The following is an 18,428-nucleotide window of genomic DNA, read 5'->3' as shown; positions in this document are numbered from 1 at the left end:
GCGCAATGACCCGTCCCCTGCCCCCCGCCCTCGACGCCGAACTGGCAGCACTGCTCGGTCCCGACGGCTGGCTGACGGGCGAACAGATGCGGCGTGCGCACGGCGAAGACGACTCGCGCATGTCCGCCCTGCCCGACGCGGTGGCCGTTCCGCGCGACCGCGACCAGGTCGCCGCGATCGTGCGCGCCTGTCGCGCCCACCGCGTGCCGCTGGTGGCGCGTGGCGCGGGCACCGGGACCACCGGCGCTGCGGTGCCGTTCGCGGGCGGCGTGGTGCTGTCGTTCGCGCGGATGGCCCGGATCCTGGAAATCCGCGCCGGCGACCGCTGCGCCGTGGTCGAACCAGGCGTGCTCAACGGCGACCTGCAGCAGGCGCTGCAACCGCACGGCCTGTTCTGGCCGCCGGACCCCTCCAGCTACGAGCGCTGCACGATCGGCGGCAACCTCGCCTGCAATGCGGGCGGCCCGCGCGCGGTGAAGTACGGCGCCACCCGCGACAACGTGCTCGGCGTGGTCGCGGTGACGGGCACCGGCGAGACCATCCACTGCGGCGGCCCGTGGACCAAGGACGCGACCGGCTACGACCTCACCCACCTGCTGGTCGGCAGCGAAGGCACGCTCGCGCTCATCGTCGAAGCGACGCTGAAGCTGGCGCCACGACCGCGCGCGCAGGCCGGACTGCGCGCGTTCTACCGCGATGCGACGGCGGCCGCGGCGGCCGTGGGCCGGCTGATGGCGCAGCCCCAGGTGCCGGCGATGCTCGAATTCATGGATCGCAGCGCGATCGCCCTGCTCCGCCGCAACGGCACCGACGTGCCCGAAGCAGGAGCGATGCTGCTGATCGAGGCCGACGGCGACGACGACACGCTGCCCTATGCGCTGCAGGCGCTGGCCGATGCCGCCGAGGGCGACGGCCTGCTCTCGCTGGACGTCGCCGCGGACGGCAGCGCGCGCGACCGCCTGTGGGCGGCCCGTCGCGCGCTTTCGCCGGCGCTGCGCACGATCGCTCCGGGCAAGATCAACGAAGACGTGGTGGTGCCGGTCTCGCGCATTCCGGCCCTGATCTCAGGCGTCGAAGCGCTGTCCGCCGAGTTCGCCTTGCCGATCGTGGCTTTCGGCCATGCCGGCAACGGCAACCTGCACGTCAACATCCTGTACCACCCCGACGACCCGGCCGAAGCCGGGCGCGCGCAGGCCGCACTGCCGCGGCTGTTCGAGCTGGTCCTGTCGCTGGGCGGCACGCTGTCGGGCGAACACGGCATCGGCGTCGCCAAGCGCGACTGGATGGACCGCGCCTTCGATGCGCCGACCCTGGCGACCATGCGCGCGATAAAAGCGGCCCTGGACCCGGACGGCATCCTCAACCCGGGCAAGGTGCTGCCGCCCACCTGACCTTCTCTCGCCGCTGCGACCAGCGCGCACCCCCGATGCGACAATGGCGCGGCCAACCTGGAGCGCTGCGTGGACACATCCGCCTTCGATGCCATCACCCTGGAGCAGTTGCGCGCCGGCGGCGGGCTCAAGTGGCGCGCGTTTCCCGACTGCATCGGCGCGTTCGTCGCGGAGATGGACTTCGGCATCGCACCGGTCATCCGCGAAGCGCTGCACAGGGCGGTCGACCAGGGCCAGGTCGGCTACCTGTCCGCCACGCCCGTGCGCGCCATGGCCGAAGCCTGTTCGCAATGGCAGCAGCGCCACCATGGCTGGTCGATCCCCGCCGAGGCGATCAGGCCGGTCGCCGACGTACTGGGCGCGCTCGAAATCGTGCTGCGGCACTACCTGCCGGCCGGCGCTCCCGTGGCGCTGCCGGTACCGTGCTACATGCCGTTCATTCCCTTGATGCAGCTGCTGGGCAACCCCGTCGTACAGGTGCCGATGCAACGCGGCCATGCAGGATGGATGCTGGACGAATCCGCGCTGGAGGATGCCTTCGCTTCCGGCGCGCGCATGCTGCTGCTGTGCAATCCGCACAATCCGATCGGCAAGGTGTACGCGCGCGAAGAATTGCAGCGCATCACCGCGATCGTCGCGCGCCACGACGCGCGCGTGTTCGCCGACGAAATCCATGCTCCACTGCTCTACGACGGCCAGCACCACGTGCCGTATGCGACGGTTTCGGACGCGGCGGCGCAACAGGCGATCACCGCCCTGTCCGCCTCCAAGGCCTGGAACCTCGCGGGACTCAAGTGCGCGCAGCTCGCATTCACCCGCGAGGAGGACCTGCGCCGCTGGCGCGAGATCGGCCACTTCGCCGGCAACAGCACCGCGACCCTGGGCGTGATCGCGCACACCGCCGCCTGGCGCGAGGGGGATGCATGGCTGGACGGAGTACGCAGCTACCTGCAGGGCAACCGCGAGCTGCTCGGCCGGCTGCTGCGCGAGCGCCTGCCGCAGGTCGGCTATCTGGAGCCGCAGGGCACCTACCTGGCCTGGCTCGACTGCCGCAGCCTGCCGCTGGACACCGCGCCACACCTGTTCTTCCGTCGCCATGCCCATGTGGCGTTGACCGATGGCGGTGAGTGCGGCGAAGGCGGCGAAGGCCATGTGCGCCTGAATTTCGCGATGCCGCGTCCGCTGCTGGTGGAAGCCGTGGATCGCATGGCCAGGGCGGTTGCGCTTTTGTAGGAGCGGACTTCAGGCCGCGACACCGACGACCTCGGCACAGGCGACGACGATGTGATTCCGACGGCGTCGGTGTCGCGGCCTGAAGTCCGCTCCTACAAAGGCAGGACCGCAGCCCCGACACGGCAATGGCAAGCAGTACGACAAGACGCCTTCCGTGCCCGCGAGATGCAAGCGGGCGCGACGCCAGCGTGCAACCAAGGCCCTCTCATCAGCCAAAATGCACGTATCCGCCCGAAGGGGTTTGCCATCGACTGCCGTCGGCGGCCAGCGCGCGCACACCATCGCCGGTAACGACCCGGCCGATGCGGCTGCACTCGACCCCAGCCTGTTCCAGAACCATCGCAACCGCTTCGCGCACCACTGGCGGCGCGGTGAAGCAAAGCTCGTAGTCGTCGCCACCACCGGCCTGCAGGGCGATGCGACCGGCACCGTCGCCGAACGCTTGCCGCAAGGCTGTCGAGGCGGGCAGCGCGGCGAGCTCGATGTCGGCACCCACCCCGCTGCGCTCGCAGACATGGCCAAGGTCGGCCAGCAGGCCATCGGAGACGTCGACGCAGGCATGGGCCAGTCCGAGCAGGCAGCGGCCCGCCGCGACGCGCGGCGTCGGCCGCTCCAGGCGCATGCGCAGCGCGGCGGCGATGCACGGATCTTCCGGGGGCGCGACGCCCTCGATCGCCGGCATGTGCCCGGCAAGTACCAGCGCCGCCGCTGCGTCACCCAGCGTTCCGGTCACCCAGATGTCATCGCCGATGCGGGCACGATCGCGGCGCAGCGCCGCCCCGGTTTCGACCAGGCCCATCGCGGTGACCGCGATCGACAAGGGCCCGCGCGTGGTGTCGCCGCCGACCAGGGCAATGCCGTGCATGGCGGCCAATTCCAGGAAACCGTCGAGGAATGCCTCCAGCCATCCTGCATCGGCTTGCGGCAGCGAAAGCGACAAAGTGCACCACGCCGGGCGCGCGCCCATCGAGGCCAGGTCCGACAGGTTGGCCGCCAGCGCCTTCCAGCCGATGTCGGCCGGTGCGGTGTCCTCGGGGAAATGCACGCCGGCATTGAGCGTGTCGGCGGTGACCACCAGTTCGTGGCCGGTGGGCACGTGCAGTAGCGCCGCGTCGTCGCCGATACCCAGCAACACGCCTCCGCGCATCGTGGCGCGGGCTCGGATCATCGCGATCAGGTCGAATTCGGCCATGGCGGCATCTTGCCCGGATTCCACGCTGGGGGGATATGCGGCGCGGGGCGGCGCGCAGGACTCGCGCCGTCTACGGCGTTCCGCCCACGCTGGCACGCGCCACGACCGCGCTTTCGATGTCGCGACGCGCCGGGTCAGGTCCGCGCGTTGCGTCCGGCCTGGACCTCGACCGCGCGCCATTCGCCGCTGGCACGGTCGAGTACGCCATTGACGTAGGTGTGGCCGTGCTCGGAGCCGAAGCGCTTGGCGATCTCGATCGCCTCGTTCAGCACGACCCGGTACGGCACGTCGGGACGGTGCAGCAGTTCATAGGCGGCCAGGCGCAGCACCGCCCGCTCGATAGGATCGACTTCTTCCATGCCGCGGTCCAGGTGCGGCGCCAGCGCCGCATCCAGGCCGACACGCTCGGCGAGCACGCCGCGGACCAGGTCCTCGAAGTACTCCAGGTCGGCCACTTCATGCGCCTGCTCGTGGGCGAACTGCGCGATCACCTGCTGCGCGTTGCCCCCGGAGATCTGCCAGGCGTACAGGGCCTGCAGCGCACGACGGCGGGCGCGGCCGCGCAATACCGGGTCGACACCCGTACGGGGACGGAACGGACGGTTCATCGCAGGCGCTCCATCAGGTTGACCATTTCCAGCGCGGCCAATGCCGCCTCCTCGCCCTTGTTGCCATGGCTGCCGCCGGCGCGGGCCTCGGCATCTTCGAATTTTTCCACCGCCAGCACGCCATTGAGCACCGGCACGCCGGTATCCAGCGCCACCCGCATCAGGCCTTCGGCGCACAGGTCGGCGACATGCTCGTAGTGGCGGGTATCACCGCGCACGACGCAGCCCAGCACGATCAGCGCCTGGTGGCCGCCGCCACTGGCCAGTCGCTGCGCCGCCACCGGCAGTTCCCAGGCGCCCGGCAGGCGGACCACGTCCACCGCATCCTCGGGCACCCCGTTCTCGGCCAGGCAGCGACGGGCGCCGGCGACCAGGGCGTCGGTGATGCGCGCGTTCCAGCGGCTGGCCAGGATCGCGAAGCGGGCGTCGGCCGGCAGGCGCAGGTCGCCTTCGTACAGGGTCATGGGCGCGGGAGTCCTCGGGGGTCGGACAGTTTAACGGAGCCGGGGCCGGGCGGCCCTCCGGCCGACCCGCCGGATCATGGCTGGACGTACTCGACGACTTCCAGCCCGTAACCCGCCAGGCCCACCTGCCGGCGCGGCGTGCCCAGCACGCGCAGCCGGCCCAGGCCCAGGTCGGCCAGGATCTGCGCGCCGGCGCCATTGCGCCGCCACTGGCCCACGTCCTTGGCGTCCGGCCTCACCTCGGGCTGCTTGCGCAGCCGCGCCAGCAGGGCCTCGGCGTTGCGCGGCTCGGACAGGACCACCATCACCCCCTGCCCTTCGGCGGCGATCGCGCGCAAAGCATCGGTCGCGGCGACGCCGAAGTCGTCGCGGCGCCAGTGCAGCAGGTCGCTGAGCGGGTTCTCGACCTGGACCCGGACCAGGGTCGGCGTGGCCCGGTCGGGCGTGCCGCGGACCAGGGCGAAGTGCAGTTCATGGGCGATGCGATCGCGATAGGTCACCAGCTGGAACGGCCCGAACTCGGTCTCGACGTCGCGCGCGTCGAGGCGCTCGACGGTGTGCTCGGTGGCCAGGCGATGCGCGATCAGATCGGCGATCGAGCCCATCTTCAGCCCGTGCTCGCGTGCGAACACCTCCAGCTCCGGACGCCGCGCCATGCTGCCGTCGGCGTTCATCACCTCGACCAGCACGCCGGCCGGCTCCAGCCCGGCGAGCATCGGCAGGTCGCTGGCCGCCTCGGTGTGGCCGGCGCGGGTCAGCACGCCGCCGGGCTGCGCGGTCAGCGGGAAGATGTGGCCGGGCTGGCTCAGGTCGGACGGCCTGGCATCCGGGCGCACCGCGGTGCGGATGGTGTGGGCGCGATCGTAGGCGGAGATGCCGGTGGTCACGCCCTCCGCCGCCTCGATGCTGACGGTGAAGTTGGTCTGGAACTGGGCGGTATTGGTCTGGACCATGGGCGCCAGGCCCAGCTGGGCGCAGCGCTCGCGGGTCAGCGACAGGCAGACCAGGCCGCGCGCGTGGGTGACCATGAAGTTGATGTCGGCCGGACGGACCAGCTCGGCGGCCATGATCAGGTCGCCCTCGTTCTCGCGATCCTCGTCGTCGACGATCACGACCATGCGGCCGGCGCGGATCTCTTCCAGCAGTTCGGGGACCGGGGCGAAACTCATGCGTCGGCCCCATCGGCAGCCGGTCGCGCGCCGAGCAGGCGCTCGACGTAGCGGGCGACCAGGTCGATCTCCAGGTTCACCGGGTCGCCGACCGCGGTCTGTTCGAAGCGCGTGTTGGCCACGGTGTGCGGGATCAGCGCAACCTCGAATGCCTCCGCGTCGACCTCGTTGACGGTGAGGCTGACGCCATCGACGCAGATCGAACCCTTCTTCGCGATGTACTTCAGCAGCGGCGCCGGCGCGGCGAAGCGCCAGCGCTGCGCGCGTGCGTCGTCGTGCACCGAGAGGACCCTGCCGATGCCGTCGACATGTCCGCTGACCAGGTGGCCGCCGAGGCGGCCTGACGGGCGCATCGCGCGCTCCAGGTTGATCCGTGCGCCGACCGGCAATGCGCCGAGCGTGGTCAGCGCCAGGGTTTCGTTGGAGGCATCGGCCTGGAACGATCCGGCGTCGAACGCGATGACGGTCAGGCACACGCCGTTGACCGCGATGCTTTCGCCCAGGCGCACGTCGTCGAAGGACAGCGTGCCGGTGGCGAAAGTGAAGCGCACATCGCCGCCGCGCGGCTCATGGGCGGCCAGGTGGCCGACGCCCTCGATGATCCCGGTAAACATCAGCGCGCCTCCGGAAAAACCACGCGACAGTGGCCCGCGGCCGATCGCAAACGGGCCTGCAGGGCGACGGAACGGGCGAATCTGGGGAGCTTCATGTGCGTCTTCCGCGTAAGGGCTGCGAAAAACGTCCCGGGGCACGAGCGGCCACCCGGCACGGGCCGGGCGGCTGCGTCTTCTTTCATCCGGACTCTAGGGCGCGACCTGGGCCACGCCACAACCGTCGGCTCCGGCATCGGACCGGATCTGCTGACCTCCCGGCGCGGCGGAAAGCCGGCATCGGGAGCGCTCGCGGGCTCGCGCCGGCCCCTTCACAGGAACTGGCGCCTACCGCCGGTGGGGAATTCCACCCCGCCCTGAAGACGTTCGATCTTGTTGGATCACCGGCGAACCGGCGCGGGCATTCTACCGCAGGCCGCTGAATGGCCCTGGGCCTACGCCACAGACCGCCTGGAACGGTGTGTCCACGCATTGTAGGAGCGGGCATGACCGCGACCGGGCGTCGGCTCCACGAGGGCGTCGCCTGCGCGTGCGGCGTCGTGTCGCGGCCATGCCCGCTCCTACAAGGCAGACGGTCGCAGCAGCAGGCGGCGGTCTTCGCCGAAACGCGCCTCGTCAACCAGGTCGAAACGCAGGCGCTGCGCCATCGTCTCGATTCCCAGGCCGGCAAACAGCGGCCGGGCCCCGTCGCCCAGCAGCACGGGGGCCTGGTACAGCAGCAACTCGTCGACCAGGCCGGCGCCCAGCAGGGCTCCACACAGGGCCGGGCCGGCTTCCACCTGGACCTCGTTGATGCCGCGTTCGCCAAGCAGGCCTAGCGCGGCCCGGAGGTCGACATGGTCGCCGCGCAGCGGCAGCGCCGCGAACTCAGTGGACAGGCCGGCCGCGGGGGCGGCTTGGGGGCCATGCAGGTACAGGGTCGGCGCGCTGCCATCGCGCACCTTGCCGCACGCCAGGCTGCGCAGGCGCGTGTCCACCACGACCCGCATCGGCGGCTCGAACGGGGTATCGTCGCCCAGCCTGACGGTGAGCGCCGGATCGTCGGCCAGCACCGTGTCGGCGCCGGTGAGGATCGCCCCGCTGCGCGCGCGCCAGCGCTGCACGTCGGCACGCGCGGCCTCGCCGGTGATCCATTTCGATTCGCCGTTGGCCATCGCGGTGCGCCCGTCCAGGCTGGCGGCCAGCTTGATCCGCAGCCACGGGCGGCCACGCTCGATGCGCGAGAGGAAGCCGCGGTTCAGTTCGCGCGCCTGCGCCTCCATCAGCCCGGCGGCGACCGCGATCCCGGCGGCCTGCAAGCGGGCGAAGCCGGCGCCGTCCACGCGCGGGAACGGATCGCGCATGGCCGCCACCACGCGCGACACGCCGGCCCCGACCAGCGCGTCGGCGCACGGCGGCGTGCGCCCGAAGTGGGCGCAGGGTTCCAGGGTCACGTAGGCGGTGGCGCCGCGCGCCCGGGCACCTGCCTGGCGCAGCGCGAACACTTCCGCATGCGCTTCGCCGGTGCGCGGGTGCCAGCCCTCGCCCACCACCTCGCCGTCGCGGGCGATGACGCAGCCCACCATCGGGTTGGGACGCGCGGTGAACAGCGCGCTCTGCGCCAGCTGCAGCGCATGGGCCATCAAGGCATGGTCGCGACCATCGAAGGTCACGTCGCCACCGCCGCGCACCGGATCGCCATCACCCGGACCTGCAGTGGACCGAGTTCCACGATGTCGTGGTCATGCCAGCCCAGCGCCCGGTACCAGTCGGCCATCGACGCGGTGCAGTACAGGTAGAGCTCGGCCACCTGCAATGCGGCGGCCTCGGCGACGCAGCGCGCGACCAGCGCCGAGCCCACGCCCTGCCCGCGCGCGGCTGGCCGCACGTACAGGGTGGCCAGCCAGGGCGAATACTGGCGGATGTGCTCGTGGTCTTCCTGCAACAGGCTGACCGAACCAAGCCAGGTACCGGCATCGTCCAGGGCGATAAGCGTGGTCGGGATCGCACACCCGCGGGTGTGCGAGCGCAGCTCGGCGATGGCCTGGACGATGTCCCAGTCCGGAATCAGTGCGCCAAAGGCCTCCAGGTGCCCCGCGGCGAGCGCCTCTATGTGCCAGGGATGATCGCGAAGCCAGGCGATGCGCACGGCCGCGCTCAGCGCTTCTTCTGCCGCTCGGCGAGCTTCTCGGCGTGCTTGTCGAGGGACACGACCTCGCCCCCCTGCAGCAACGGCAGCTGGCCGCTGCCCGGCGGCAGGTCGCGCTCAAGCTTCTCGATCTCCTCGCGGAAATCGGCGACGTCCTCGAAGCTGCGATAGACCGAGGCGAAGCGCACGTAGCCGACGTGGTCCAGCTTGCGCAGCTCGTCCATGACGAATTCGCCGATCCGGCGCGAGGCCAACTCACGCTCGCCGCTCATGCGCACGCCGTGCACCACCGCGCGCACCGCCGCCTCGATCTGCTCCTCGGCTACCGAGCGCTTCTGCAAGGCCCGATCGAAGCCCACGCGCAGCTTGCGCGCGTCGAACGCCTCGCGGCGGCCATCGCTCTTGATGATCGCCGGCAGCTTCAGCTCCACCGTTTCCAGCGTGCTGAAGCGTTCGCCGCAGGCCTCGCATTCGCGCCTGCGGCGGATCGTCGCGCCGTCCTCGGACACGCGCGAATCGATCACGCGGGTGTCGGTGTGCTGGCAGTAGGGACAGTGCATGCGATGGCCCCGGGGGTACGGTCAGCCGTAGACCGGGTACTTGCGGCACTGCGCGGTGACCTTCTCGCGCACGGTCGAAATCACCGACTCGTCGGCCGGCGCATCGAGTACGTCGGCGATCCAGTTGGCCAGGTCCACGCAGTCCTGTTCCACGTAGCCGCGGGTGGTCACCGCCGGGGTGCCCAGGCGCAGGCCCGAGGTCACGAACGGCGAGCGCGGGTCGTTGGGCACCGAGTTCTTGTTGACGGTGATGTGGGCCTTGCCCAGCGCGGCTTCCGCGTCCTTGCCGGACACGTCCTTGCCGATCATGTCCACCAGCATCAGATGGTTCTGGGTGCCGCCGGAGACGATCTTGTAGCCGCGCGCGATCAGCGTGTTGGCCATGGCCTGGGCGTTCTTGACGACCTGCTGCTGGTAGCTGGCGAACTCCGGCTCCAGCGCCTCCTTGAACGCCACCGCCTTGGCCGCGATCACGTGCATCAGCGGGCCGCCCTGGATGCCCGGGAACACGATCGACTGCAGCTTCTTCTCGATCTCTTCGCCGGCATTGAGCGCCAGGATGATGCCGCCGCGCGGACCGCGCAGGGTCTTGTGCGTGGTCGAGGTGACCACGTGCGCATGCGGCAGCGGGTTGGGATAGACGCCCGCGGCGACCAGGCCGGCGACGTGGGCCATGTCCACGAACAGGTAGGCACCGACCTTGTCGGCGATGGCGCGGAAGCGCGCCCAGTCGATCTGCTGCGAATAGGCCGAGAAACCGGCCACGACCATCTTCGGCTTGTGCTCGACGGCGAGGCGCTCGACCTCGTCGTAATCGATCAGGCCCTGGTCGTTGACGCCGTACTGGACGGCGTTGAACAGCTTGCCCGAGGCATTGACCTTGGCACCGTGGGTCAGGTGGCCGCCATGGGCCAGCGACATGCCCAGGATGGTGTCGCCCGGGTTGAGCAGGGCGAAATAGACCGCCTGGTTGGCCTGCGAACCGGAGTGCGGCTGCACGTTGGCGTAGTTGGCGCCGAACAGCTGCTTGACCCGGTCGATCGCCAGCTGCTCGGCGATGTCCACGTACTCGCAGCCGCCGTAATAGCGCTTGCGCGGGTAGCCTTCGGCGTACTTGTTGGTCAGCACGCTGCCCTGGGCCTCCAGCACGCGCGGACTGGCGTAGTTCTCGCTGGCGATCAGCTCGACGTGGTCTTCCTGGCGGCGGGCCTCGTCGGCGATGGCCGCGGCCAGTTCAGGGTCATAACCTTCGATACGGGCGTCGCGCGGGAACATCGGGGCTCCAGGAACGAGATGGCGGGGTCGACGATTGTAGCGTTTCGGCCCCTTCCCGGGCCGCCGGGGCTCCCAGGAAGCCCGCCGGGCCCTGGTTGGCGATTTGGCGCCCCGCCCCCATATCCGGGATAATCGCCCGATCCCGTCCTATCCCCGCGCAGCCCGCCTCCCGGCAGGCTGCCGCTGCCCGTCCGCGGAGTCCACAGTCCCATGTCGCAATACATCTACACCATGAACCGCGTGTCCAAGGTGGTCCCGCCCAAGCGGCAGATCATCAAGGACATCTCGCTGAGCTTCTTCCCCGGCGCCAAGATCGGCCTGCTGGGCCTGAACGGCTCGGGCAAGTCGACCGTGCTGCGGATCATGGCCGGCGTGGACAAGGACTTCGAGGGCGAGGCGCGCCCGCAGCCCGGGATCAAGGTCGGGTACCTGGAACAGGAGCCGCAGCTGGACCCCAACCACACCGTGCGCGAGGCCGTCGAGGAAGGCGTGGGCGAAGTACTGCAGGCCCAGGCCGCGCTGGAACGGGTCTACGCCGCCTATGCCGAGGACGGCGCCGATTTCGACGCGCTGGCCAAGGAACAGGAGCGCCTGGAGGCGATCCTGGCCAGCGGCGACGCCAGCACCCTGGAACAGCAGCTGGAAATCGCCGCCGACGCGCTGCGCCTGCCGCCGTGGGACGCGGTGGTGGGCAAGCTGTCCGGTGGCGAGAAGCGCCGCGTGGCGCTGTGCCGCCTGCTCCTGCAGAAGCCGGACATGCTGCTGCTCGACGAACCGACCAACCACCTGGACGCCGAATCGGTCGAGTGGCTGGAACAGTTCCTGGCCCGCTACACCGGCACGGTCGTCGCGGTCACCCATGACCGCTACTTCCTCGACAACGCCGCCGAGTGGATCCTCGAGCTGGATCGCGGCCGCGGCATCCCGTGGAAGGGCAACTACACCGACTGGCTGACCCAGAAGGACGACCGCCTCAAGCAGGAAGACAACCAGGAGAAGGCACGCCAGAAGGCCATCCAGAAGGAACTGGAGTGGTCGCGGCAGAACGCCAAGGGCGGCCGCTCCAAGGGCAAGGCACGCCTGGGCCGCCTCGAGGAGCTGCAGTCGGTCGACTACCAGCGCCGCAACGAGACCAACGAGATCTTCATTCCGCCGGGCGAGCGCCTGGGCAACTCGGTGATCGAGTTCAAGAACGTCTCCAAGAAGTTCGGCGACCGCCTGCTGATCGACGACCTTTCGATGATCGTGCCGCCCGGCGCCATCGTCGGCATCATCGGCCCCAACGGCGCCGGCAAGTCGACCCTGTTCAAGATGATCACCGGCCAGGAGAAGCCCGATTCGGGCCAGATCGTGATCGGCCCGAGCGTGAACCTGGCCTACGTGGACCAGAGCCGCGGCGCGCTGGAAGGCAACCACAACGTGTTCCAGGAGATTTCCGGCGGCCTGGACATCCTCAACATCAACGGCGTGGAGATCCAGTCGCGCGCCTACATCGGCCGCTTCAACTTCAAGGGCCAGGACCAGCAGAAGCTGGTCGGCTCGCTGTCGGGCGGTGAGCGCGGCCGCCTGCACATGGCCAAGACCCTGCTGCAGGGCGGCAACGTGCTGCTGCTCGACGAACCGTCCAACGACCTGGACATCGAGACGCTGCGCGCGCTGGAAGACGCTTTGCTGGAATTCCCGGGCAACACCTTCGTCATCTCGCACGACCGCTGGTTCCTGGACCGCATCGCCACGCACATCCTCGCCTTCGAGGGCGATTCGCACGTGGAGTTCTTCCAGGGCAACTACCGCGAGTACGAGGAAGACAAGAAGCGTCGCCTGGGTGCCGAGGGCGCGCAGCCGCACCGGTTGCGGTTCAAGGCGCTGAAGTAAGTCTCAAGCGCGGAGTTCCAATGCAAAACGCCCGCCGATCGGCGGGCGTTTTGTTTCCGGGCACCCAGAGTGGCGGCATGCCGGGCGTGCGAGCACGCTTCGCCGCCCCGGCTCAGCGAAGCTGGAGAACCGCCAAAACCAGCGCCAGCGCTATCGTCAAAAGTCCGCCGATCAGGCCGAATGCCCCAAACCCGACCAGCGCACGCAGCACCGACTTCCAGCGGGGATAGCCTCCGAAGAGCTGCACCAGCGAATACACCCCGTAGCAGAACGCCACGCCGAGGGCGACAGATGCCGCCGACGGAAACCACCGCTGCAGTGGCATAGCCAGCCCCCAGAAGACGAACATCTGCACCGTCAGAAAGGCCGTAATCACCAGCCATTCCGGATAGTTGAGACGGCGCACGCCGAAGAAGGCGAGCCGCAAAGCCAGCGCCTCGACCGGAATCAGCAACAAGGTCCAGACGGCGTAGTTTCGGTTCATCCAAGCGCTTACTGTCGCCAAGCCGTTGGCGAGCGCCACCTGCACGGCCTCCGCCTCGGCCCCGGGTGACATTCCCCCGGAATAGAACGCCGGCAGGCTCGATTCCACGAGATGGCCGTCGAACAGCAGCTTGCCCAGGAACACGATCACCGCAGCCATCACCATCAGCAGCAGGAACGGCTTTGCCTGGCGCGCGCGCCGGCCCTCCAGGTAGTCGCGCATCAGCCGCCCGGGCCGCAGCATCAGCTCCTTGAGCGAGTACAGGATGCCCCGATCCATGTGCAGCACGCTGTGCTCGAACTCGTGCAGCATGAAATGCCAGTCGATGCGATGCGCCGGCGTGGCCTGGCCGCAGGCCGGGCAGAATTTCTGGGCGGGGCCGTCGATCGCTCGGCCGCAGTTCGCACATCCCGTTGCTTCCGACATCACCGCTCCCTGGCTTCAGCGCAGCGCATCTTACGGCGCGGCGGGAACCCACCTCAACTCATGCGGAAGGTGACGCGGCACCAGCGCCCAAGGACATCAATGAAAGAGTCGCCTGTCGAATGGTGGAGAGCGCCGTGGCCACGACGAGCGCCCCCACCGTTCCTGCCTCAGGAATCGACGCGCAACTCCGGCGCCAGTCCAGCCTTCGCATCGGCCGGGCGACGATAGAACAGCGCCAGCAGCGGCGAGGCCATCAATGTGGTCGCCAGGGTCATCGCGAACAGCATCGTGAACAGCTCCGGCCCGATCAGCCCGGCGTCGAAGCCGATCTTGATGACGATCAGCTCCATCAGGCCGCGTGCGTTCATCAGCGAACCTACCGCAAGGCTGTCGCGCCAGCCGTGGCCGCTCAGGCGCGCGCCGGCTGCGCAGCCGATCACCTTGCCGGCGACCGCGGCCAGCAGGATCAGCCCGAACGCACCGATGCCGGCACCGGCGAAGGCCTCGAGCGTCGTGTTCTGCCCGGCGAGGGCGAACACCACCGGCATCAGCAACACGATCGCGACCGGCTCGATGCGCCGCGCCAGGAAGGACAGCAGGCGATCGTCGCGCGGCAGCGCCACGCCGAACAGGAAGGCACCGAAGACCGCATGCAGGCCGATCCACTCGGCGAAGGCGGCGCATCCCAGCACGCCGACCAGGATCCAGACCAGCATCGAGGCATCGGGCTCGCCGCTATCGCCGGACGTCCGCAACAGGCGGGCATAGAGTGGCTTGAGCAGCAGGAACACCATCGCCACCAGCGCCAGGCCGCCGCCGATCGCCACGAGTACCCCTGCCGGCGAACCACCGCCGGCCAGCGCCAGAACGATCGCCAGGAAGACCCAGACGCAACCGTCGTCGATCACCGCCGCGCTCAATGCCAGCCTGCCCGGCGTGCTGTGGGTGAGGTTGCGGTCCTTGAGGATGCGCGCGAGCACCGGGAACGCGGTGACCGACATGGCCGCGGCGATGAACAGCGCGAACGGCCAGTACGCCACGCCGTCGGGGGCGAAGGAGCGGTACAGCACGGGTGCGATCGCCAGGCCAAGCACCAGCGGCAACGCCACGCCCACCAGGCCGATGGTGGCAGCCGCCCGGACCTGTGCGCGGCTGCCACCTGGCGCACGCAGCTCCACGCCGACGATGAACATGAAGAGCGCCACGCCCACCGTTCCCAGGCCGGAGAGCGCCGGCAACGACGGCTTGGCGAACAGCGTGGCGTGCAGATCAGGCAGCCACGCACCGAACACGATGGACCCCAGCAACAGTCCCGCCATCATCTCGCCGATCACCGGCGGCTGGCCCAAGCGCCCGAGGAACGCGCCGCACAACCGGGCCATGACCAGGATCAGCACCAGTTGCACCAGCAAGAGCAACGTCGCGTTCACGATGAAACCGCCCCAAGGCCACATGGCCTGCGACCGGCAGGCACGGCACCACTTCGCTGCGGGCGATCGTAGACGCGCACGCCGACGCCGCCCATGCCGTCAGGGGATCACATCGATGAAACTGTTGATCGACAGGCGGCCGTTCTCCGGGTCGGGCGGAGGCACGTTGGCATTGTCGATGGTCCCCGAGTGCAGCGAGTTGCGCCGGTACATCACCAGGCGGTTGTAGACGCCGTCGACCTTGTCGACGCGCTCGAACAGCGCGGTGTCCTCTCCGATGTAGCCGGGCTGCGGCGCGTCCGGTCCCTGGCTCTCCTGCTCCAGCTGGCCGAAGTAGGTGCGCTCGCGCCCCTCGTCCACGTATTCGAAACCGGTGCTGCGGTGCCGGTAGAACGCCGTCCCGCCCCATTCCCCGCGGAACAGGTAGTGCACCGACGCCAGGCCGAGCCCGGTCGCCGAGTCGATGTGCGGAATGCGCTGCAGGAATGCCAGCTTCTGCGGTGGCTGGGTCACCAGCGAGTAGTGGCACATCGGGAACGCGAGCCGGGCCTGCGGCGGCAGACCGAAGACATCGCCGAGCAGGGGCCGGATGATCCGCTCCAGGAACGCCTCGTACGACAGCGGAGCGCGCACGCGGATGCCGGGGAACATCGCACCCTGGGGCGCGAACTGCGCACGCGCCGCCTTCCTCACCAGACGGTCGGGATCGGCTACCAACTGGTCGATCACCAGCAGTGGCGCGCCCTCCGCCCCAATCCGCCGCACCTGAAGGCGCAGCTCGGGGTGCGCCTGGATCAGCATCTGCGCCTCACTGGGTCAGGCCTCCGCCGACGCCCGCGATCTTGCCGGTCACCCGCTCATGCTGCCGGGCACGTGCGTACATCTGTTCCCAGGCCGAGAGCGGCGCCTTGCAGTAGCTGTCAATGAACTGCTCCTGGCTGGGCATGGCCGCCACAGCGGCATCGATCGGCGTGCGCACGCTCTCGAGCAGGCGCTTGAGATCGGTGTCCGACAGCGCGCGGGTCAGCGGATGGTGGCTGCGCGGCACCACGCCCTGGCCGAGCATGCAGTGGGTCCAGGAGTCGAGACGGAACAGTTCGTCCTCCCCCTGCCACGCGTAGCCGGTCTCGCGGAACACCTGGATGCGCTCGGCCAGGCCGGGTGGCAGTTCCATTTCGCGGCACTGCTTCCACAGGGGCTCATCGCGCTGGTTGAGGTGGTAATGCATCACAACGAAGTCGCGAACGTGCTCGAGCTCCTGGCGGCTGACCTGGTTGAAGCGGTCCACCGCCGCCTGGCTGATGCCCTCGGAGGGGAAGAACTGCACCAGGCGGGTGACCGCACTCAGGGTCAGATGGATGCTGGTGGACTCCAGCGGCTCGATGAAGCCGCTCGCCAGTCCGAGCGCGATCACGTTCTTGTTCCAGGCCTTGCGCCGGCGCCCGGTGCGGAACGGGATGATCCACGGGTCGCGCAGCGGCTTGGACGGGTTCTCGGCGAGCAGTTTGGCGGTCGCCTCGTCGTCGGACATGTGCGCATCGGAAAACACGATGCCGCACCCGATCCGGTGCTGGAGCGAGATCTTCCAGTGCCAGCCGGCCTCGTGCGCGATCGCGCGCGTGTACGGCACCGGCGGCCCATCGGCTTCGGTCTGCAGCGCCACGGCGCGGTTGCTTGGCAGCCAGTGGTCCCAGTCCTCGTAGCCGGTGTGCAGCGCCTGCTCGCTCAGCACCGCGCGCGCGCCGGTGCAGTCGATGAACAGGTCGCCCTCGATGACCTGCCCATCCTCCAGCACCAGCGACTGCACGTAGCCGCTGTCCGGGTCCTGGCGTACCTGGGCGATCTTGCCCTCGACGCGCCTGAGCCCGCGGCCTTCGCACTTGACGCGCATGAACGCGGCATACAGCCCGGCGTCAAAGTGGTAGGCATAGCTCACGTCACGACGCTCCAGCGCCGTGGCCGCCTTGGTCCAGCGCATCGACCACTGCTGGTTGTTCTGGCCGGCATTGAACAGGGCGAAGCGGTCCTGGAGCGCGGCGACGGTCTCCAGGCAGTAGTCGCCCAGTTCGCTCTGCATGCCGCGGCGGCGGCTTTCCAGCCAGAACTGGTGGAAATCGCACGACCAGGTGTTCACGCCCGTGGTGCCGAACGGATGGATGTAGCGCGAGCCCGGGCGGATCCAGTTCTCGAACGAGATCGCCAGCTTGAAGCTGCCGGCAACCGAGCTGAGGAACTCACGCTCGTCGATCTGCAACAACCTGTGGAAGGTGCGGATGGTCGGGATGGTCGACTCGCCCACGCCTACGGTGCCGACCTGATCGGACTCCACCAGGGTGATGTCGAGCAGGTCGCGGAACTGGTGGGTCAGGGCGCAAGCCGCGACCCAGCCAGCGGTGCCACCACCAGCGATAACGACCTTGCGAATACGGTTGGTCTCCAAAACCCCCTCCCTCTTCCATCTTCTTCGTTGCACCGCATGCGCGGTGGATTCATGCCGATGCCGATGCCGATGCCCGCGGGCATGCAGCATCTGAAAATTCTTGCCCCCGCCGGCTCACTCAGCGATTGAGCTTGCCGATGAGCATCGCGCGCATCCTGCGCGCGGCCATCTCGTCGAACGGGCCCAGGATGTTGCGCGCCGCCTCGGGCAGGTGCGTGCCGGCCTGCCCCGCCGGCCCGAACACGTAGTACTCGAAGACCTCCCGCCAGGCCTGCTTCTCCCGTTCGGGCCGGTCGCGAATGGTCCACATCGCATGGTAGAGCGCATGCATGGGCGTCGGAATCCAGTCCGGCATGCTGCCCCACCAGTAGTTCACCAGCACGGTGAACGGATCGAGGCCCTGCACGTGGTGCCACCACATGCTGGGGATGAAGATCGCATCGCCCGGCTCCAGCACCGCCGACTGCGCCGTCGCCAGTGCCTCGCGGAAGCGCGGATAGCGTTCCAGGTCCGGATCGCGGAAATCCACCATGGTCACCGCCTGCCCGCCAGGCGTCGGCTCCAGCGGCCCCGGGTAGAGGTTTGCGATCTGCTCCGGTGGGAACAGCGTGAAGCGACGACGGCCCACCGCGCAGCAGGCGATGTTGTTCGGCGCATCGTAGTGGCACGAGGCGGTGACGCGGTTGCCAATCCAGATGGCCGGTGGCGCCTGCACGCCCTTGGCGGCGAAGCCCAGGTCGTTGCCGGCGCGCAGCGTAGGCATGCAGTAGTCGACCAGCAGCGAAGCCACGTAGTAGGTCGGCGGTCGTGGATCGTCCAGGTATGCGGCCAGCTCGTCGAGCACCTGGTCCAGGCCGCCGCGGCGTACTTCGCAGTTGAGCGCGGTGCGATCTTCGACATAGAAAGGACGTCCCGCGGTTTCCGGCGCGCCCCAGTTGTACTGCACCGGGCGGCCGTTGTAGTGCGCGCGCAGGTGTTCCATCGCCGCGTGCGGCGACTCGCGTCCGGCAGCCACCAGCGACCAGTCGCGCGCGAGCCCCCTGAGTACAGTGGGCGTGCCGCCTTCCAGCAGCTCGGCGAGCGGCAGCGCGTCGGCGCTGCAACCTTCCATCGTGCGGATCGGAGCCGCCTGGTCGAACATC

At 69.2% G+C, this 18,428-nt stretch carries 17 protein-coding genes and 1 riboswitch; of the genes, 3 read left to right on the top strand and 14 right to left on the bottom strand.

Going from position 1 to position 18,428, the window contains the following annotated elements; translation table 11 throughout:
- Positions 1-5: 5 nt before the first annotated feature.
- A complete protein-coding gene (locus MNQ95_RS10050) occupies positions 6-1,391 on the top strand; it encodes an FAD-binding oxidoreductase (RefSeq protein WP_241952787.1) in 1,386 nt (461 codons plus the stop codon).
- 69 nt (positions 1,392-1,460) lie between these two features.
- The gene (locus MNQ95_RS10045; RefSeq protein ID WP_241952786.1) at positions 1,461-2,624 is read left to right on the top strand and encodes a MalY/PatB family protein; all 1,164 of its coding nucleotides are present in this window, start codon (positions 1,461-1,463) and stop codon (positions 2,622-2,624) included.
- A gap of 208 nt (positions 2,625-2,832) precedes the next feature.
- Here MNQ95_RS10045 and thiL read toward each other — a convergent pair whose 3' ends face one another.
- The 9 genes from thiL to glyA form a co-directional block, all read right to left on the bottom strand.
- Positions 2,833-3,816, bottom strand: coding sequence for a thiamine-phosphate kinase (gene thiL / locus MNQ95_RS10040; RefSeq protein ID WP_241952785.1), 984 nt, complete (start codon positions 3,814-3,816; stop codon positions 2,833-2,835).
- Between the two features lie 134 nt (positions 3,817-3,950).
- A complete protein-coding gene (gene nusB / locus MNQ95_RS10035; RefSeq protein WP_162408367.1) occupies positions 3,951-4,424 on the bottom strand; it encodes a transcription antitermination factor NusB in 474 nt (157 codons plus the stop codon).
- Positions 4,421-4,888 carry a 6,7-dimethyl-8-ribityllumazine synthase gene (gene ribH / locus MNQ95_RS10030; RefSeq protein WP_162408368.1) on the bottom strand — a complete coding sequence of 156 codons (468 nt, stop codon included), beginning with the start codon at positions 4,886-4,888 and terminating at the stop codon, positions 4,421-4,423. Before ribH ends, nusB begins: the two co-directional genes overlap by 4 nt.
- A gap of 74 nt (positions 4,889-4,962) precedes the next feature.
- A complete protein-coding gene (gene ribB / locus MNQ95_RS10025) occupies positions 4,963-6,057 on the bottom strand; it encodes a 3,4-dihydroxy-2-butanone-4-phosphate synthase (protein WP_162408369.1) in 1,095 nt (364 codons plus the stop codon).
- Complete coding sequence (locus tag MNQ95_RS10020) at positions 6,054-6,671, bottom strand: riboflavin synthase (RefSeq protein ID WP_241952784.1); 618 nt, start codon at positions 6,669-6,671, stop codon at positions 6,054-6,056. The genes ribB and MNQ95_RS10020 overlap by 4 nt, the downstream gene beginning before the upstream one ends.
- 166 nt (positions 6,672-6,837) lie before the next feature.
- Positions 6,838-7,036, bottom strand: a riboswitch (FMN riboswitch).
- A 192-nt stretch (positions 7,037-7,228) separates the two neighbouring features.
- Positions 7,229-8,290 (bottom strand): bifunctional diaminohydroxyphosphoribosylaminopyrimidine deaminase/5-amino-6-(5-phosphoribosylamino)uracil reductase RibD, encoded by a 1,062-nt coding sequence (gene ribD / locus MNQ95_RS10015; RefSeq protein WP_241954402.1) that lies wholly within the window; start codon positions 8,288-8,290, stop codon positions 7,229-7,231.
- Positions 8,291-8,316: 26 nt separating this feature from the next.
- On the bottom strand, positions 8,317-8,796 hold the full coding sequence (locus MNQ95_RS10010; protein ID WP_241952783.1) for a GNAT family N-acetyltransferase: 480 nt from the start codon (positions 8,794-8,796) through the stop codon (positions 8,317-8,319).
- 8 nt (positions 8,797-8,804) lie between these two features.
- Positions 8,805-9,356, bottom strand: a complete 552-nt coding sequence (nrdR, locus tag MNQ95_RS10005; RefSeq protein ID WP_162408372.1) for a transcriptional regulator NrdR — start codon at positions 9,354-9,356, stop codon at positions 8,805-8,807.
- Positions 9,357-9,377: 21 nt separating this feature from the next.
- Entirely contained in the window at positions 9,378-10,631 is a 1,254-nt protein-coding gene (gene glyA / locus MNQ95_RS10000) for a serine hydroxymethyltransferase (RefSeq protein WP_241952782.1), read from the bottom strand.
- A 210-nt stretch (positions 10,632-10,841) separates the two neighbouring features.
- Between glyA and ettA the strand changes: the two genes are divergently transcribed.
- Positions 10,842-12,506: an energy-dependent translational throttle protein EttA gene (gene ettA / locus MNQ95_RS09995; protein ID WP_241952781.1), complete on the top strand. Its 1,665-nt coding sequence runs from the start codon at positions 10,842-10,844 to the stop codon at positions 12,504-12,506.
- Positions 12,507-12,618: 112 nt separating this feature from the next.
- Here ettA and MNQ95_RS09990 read toward each other — a convergent pair whose 3' ends face one another.
- From MNQ95_RS09990 to MNQ95_RS09970, 5 genes are all read right to left on the bottom strand, one after another.
- Positions 12,619-13,416, bottom strand: coding sequence for a DUF3667 domain-containing protein (locus MNQ95_RS09990; RefSeq protein ID WP_241952780.1), 798 nt, complete (start codon positions 13,414-13,416; stop codon positions 12,619-12,621).
- Between the two features lie 167 nt (positions 13,417-13,583).
- Complete coding sequence (locus MNQ95_RS09985) at positions 13,584-14,846, bottom strand: cation:proton antiporter (protein WP_241952779.1); 1,263 nt, start codon at positions 14,844-14,846, stop codon at positions 13,584-13,586.
- A 99-nt stretch (positions 14,847-14,945) separates the two neighbouring features.
- A complete protein-coding gene (locus MNQ95_RS09980) occupies positions 14,946-15,647 on the bottom strand; it encodes a DUF6445 family protein (protein ID WP_241952778.1) in 702 nt (233 codons plus the stop codon).
- Between the two features lie 7 nt (positions 15,648-15,654).
- Entirely contained in the window at positions 15,655-17,286 is a 1,632-nt protein-coding gene (locus MNQ95_RS09975) for a tryptophan halogenase family protein (RefSeq protein WP_241952777.1), read from the bottom strand.
- Between the two features lie 118 nt (positions 17,287-17,404).
- On the bottom strand, positions 17,405-18,427 hold the full coding sequence (locus MNQ95_RS09970) for a cupin-like domain-containing protein (protein ID WP_241952776.1): 1,023 nt from the start codon (positions 18,425-18,427) through the stop codon (positions 17,405-17,407).
- Position 18,428: the final 1 nt, after the last annotated feature.

The organism is Pseudoxanthomonas daejeonensis, from assembly GCF_022637495.1.
Classification (GTDB): domain Bacteria; phylum Pseudomonadota; class Gammaproteobacteria; order Xanthomonadales; family Xanthomonadaceae; genus Pseudoxanthomonas; species Pseudoxanthomonas daejeonensis.
Note: the sequence above shows the minus strand (reverse complement) of the source record. Positions and strands in the feature narration are given on the sequence as shown.

What these genes read in the sequence shown, in the direction of transcription:
- MNQ95_RS10050 (WP_241952787.1), top strand. Translation starts at nt 6, where the DNA reads ATGACCCGTCCCCTGCCCCCCGCCCTCGACGCCGAACTGGCAGCACTG.
- thiL (WP_241952785.1), bottom strand. Translation starts at nt 3,816, where the DNA reads ATGGCCGAATTCGACCTGATCGCGATGATCCGAGCCCGCGCCACGATG.
- nusB (WP_162408367.1), bottom strand. Translation starts at nt 4,424, where the DNA reads ATGAACCGTCCGTTCCGTCCCCGTACGGGTGTCGACCCGGTATTGCGC.
- ribH (WP_162408368.1), bottom strand. Translation starts at nt 4,888, where the DNA reads ATGACCCTGTACGAAGGCGACCTGCGCCTGCCGGCCGACGCCCGCTTC.
- ribB (WP_162408369.1), bottom strand. Translation starts at nt 6,057, where the DNA reads ATGAGTTTCGCCCCGGTCCCCGAACTGCTGGAAGAGATCCGCGCCGGC.
- MNQ95_RS10020 (WP_241952784.1), bottom strand. Translation starts at nt 6,671, where the DNA reads ATGTTTACCGGGATCATCGAGGGCGTCGGCCACCTGGCCGCCCATGAG.
- ribD (WP_241954402.1), bottom strand. Translation starts at nt 8,290, where the DNA reads ATGGCCCATGCGCTGCAGCTGGCGCAGAGCGCGCTGTTCACCGCGCGT.
- nrdR (WP_162408372.1), bottom strand. Translation starts at nt 9,356, where the DNA reads ATGCACTGTCCCTACTGCCAGCACACCGACACCCGCGTGATCGATTCG.
- glyA (WP_241952782.1), bottom strand. Translation starts at nt 10,631, where the DNA reads ATGTTCCCGCGCGACGCCCGTATCGAAGGTTATGACCCTGAACTGGCC.
- ettA (WP_241952781.1), top strand. Translation starts at nt 10,842, where the DNA reads ATGTCGCAATACATCTACACCATGAACCGCGTGTCCAAGGTGGTCCCG.
- MNQ95_RS09990 (WP_241952780.1), bottom strand. Translation starts at nt 13,416, where the DNA reads ATGTCGGAAGCAACGGGATGTGCGAACTGCGGCCGAGCGATCGACGGC.
- MNQ95_RS09980 (WP_241952778.1), bottom strand. Translation starts at nt 15,647, where the DNA reads ATGCTGATCCAGGCGCACCCCGAGCTGCGCCTTCAGGTGCGGCGGATT.
- MNQ95_RS09970 (WP_241952776.1), bottom strand. Translation starts at nt 18,427, where the DNA reads ATGTTCGACCAGGCGGCTCCGATCCGCACGATGGAAGGTTGCAGCGCC.